Source organism: Pseudomonas sp. NPDC089408 (assembly GCF_044749445.1).
GTDB lineage: Bacteria > Pseudomonadota > Gammaproteobacteria > Pseudomonadales > Pseudomonadaceae > Aquipseudomonas.
In genome coordinates this window covers 1-1,924 of the sequence record NZ_JBIVHY010000036.1, presented here as the reverse complement: position 1 = coordinate 1,924, position 1,924 = coordinate 1, and the positions used below count along the sequence as shown (strand labels likewise).

The following is a 1,924-nucleotide window of genomic DNA, read 5'->3' as shown; positions in this document are numbered from 1 at the left end:
GCCATCGCGGAGAATCCCTTCAGCGAAGAGGTACAGAAATACCTGAAGAATGGCATGGCGCAGGTTGAGGAGATGAAACAAATCCGCGTCTCCGGAAGCCGGACGGTGTCCATCGAAATGACCACCACTGCGCGCGTGAAACCCAACTTCCTCGGGTTGCTTACCACGGGGGTTGGTGGTGGCCTGAACGCGGGCATGCTGTGGTTCAACGTGATTTCGCTCAAGGCGGCTTACAACAGCCTGCAGCAGAGCGATTCACCGGAATACACGATGGGTTTTGCTTCTTCGATTTTTGGGGTGATTGGTGCGGCGGCGGCAACAATGGTTAGCGTGCGGGCAACGCAGAAAGCCGTGATGTTGAGGTTGAGTTCGACTGCGCCTGGGATGGCCTTTGGCAATGGAGTTATCAAGTTCTTAAGCAGTAATCTGTTCGCGCGTTTAGCAGGATATCCTGCAATAGCATTCGGTCTGTTCTCAGATTGGTCAAAAGGATTGCGACAGTTCGAGAACGGTGATGCTAGCGCAGGCAGGTACACAATTGCTGGCGGGTTAACCATGGCTGTCGGTTCTGCTGTCGTCCTTGAGGCCGGACTTGCAGTTGCAGGTGCTACTTCGCTTGTACCCTTTGCCGGATGGGCCGCAGCTGCCTTGGTCCTCGTAGGCGTAGCCATCATCGCTGGTGGCCTCTACTTGCACGCTAAAGCACACGAACGGCTTCACAACTCGATAGAACTATGGGCAGCACGTAGCATTTTCGGCAATCGCCTCAACGACGGAGAGGTCCGCCCTGAACTTACCCTGGACCATGAGATGAAACTGCCTGCATTCTCGTCATTACATGCTGAGATCAAAGCCTGGCACAACGAACATTATGGACCAAAACTACTTTCAGCCGATCAAGCCCTATCAGTCGGCATCAGAAATGTAGACACCCGATGGAACGATAACAATCACTGGTCACCGCCCAACTGGACTGCCATTACTCGCAACGAAATAGCCACTCCTCACCCAACAGCAGAACTTACAGTGCTGCTGCCAGGTTTCGTATTGGGAGTCAGCGAATGGTCAGGAAGCTTAAGCACGTTTCGTGACGCGCAAGGAATGGATGTATTCCCCATCGCCCCCACTGGCCACCTTGTAGCTGCCGGTTTGGTCCTGCACTTCGAAAATACATTATCTAATCAGAGCCATGTGTCATTGCATCTAACCTACAGTGCTAACCAAGGGCTGGACGAAGACAATGAGACGCGGTCAAATTTCCGTCTGGAGCGCTAAACATGTCAACCATTTGGCTATTCAATACGACATCAAATTCAGGGCATAAACCAGCCATTAGCGGGCAACTATTAAATTTTTCAAAAATTACTTTATGCTTGCGAAACCCATGGGTAACCGACTCGGTATTCATGGGAAAGCTGTACTGCGCGATGACGATCGGCACATTGATTTTCACATACCCCCAACTTTCTCCACACATTCTGGACCTGTACGATAAAGACATTCCGTTGATGCTCCTTTTTCTAATAACGCCCTTTATTTTTACTCCCTTCTTAGTCTACCGACTTTACTTCATAAAGCGCTTATCATGCATATGCTTCAACCGAACATCGAAAAAAATTTACTACCAACGATTGAGCAAAGTATTCGTTTTTGATTGGAATAATACCGGTGGAGGCCTCTTCAAACGCACCGAGTTCGGCGGCTCATCATTCAGCACCAGCTACGCCCTAGCCTTTGCCCCGCGCCGAGAGGACGGCAGCCTCCACCAGAAAGACTGCCTGTGGGTCGACAGCAACGAACCCACCGAGTCTGACGTCCGATATGTCGCTGAAGTCTGGGAATACCTCCGCCATTTCATGGACCACGGCCCGGCCAAGCTCCCCCCACCCGGCGAACCCAACTGGTGGCACAAACCCCTGCACGC

Annotated in this window: 1 protein-coding gene and 1 pseudogene; both read left to right on the top strand. The window is 51.7% G+C overall.

Annotated elements, in window-relative coordinates:
- Window positions 1–1,275 (top strand): annotated as a pseudogene (locus tag ACIP02_RS27290) (hypothetical protein); the annotation flags it as partial.
- Between the two features lie 2 nt (window positions 1,276–1,277).
- Window positions 1,278–1,924: DUF6708 domain-containing protein (locus ACIP02_RS27285; protein WP_400622924.1), on the top strand; the 647-nt coding region annotated here is incomplete at its 3' end.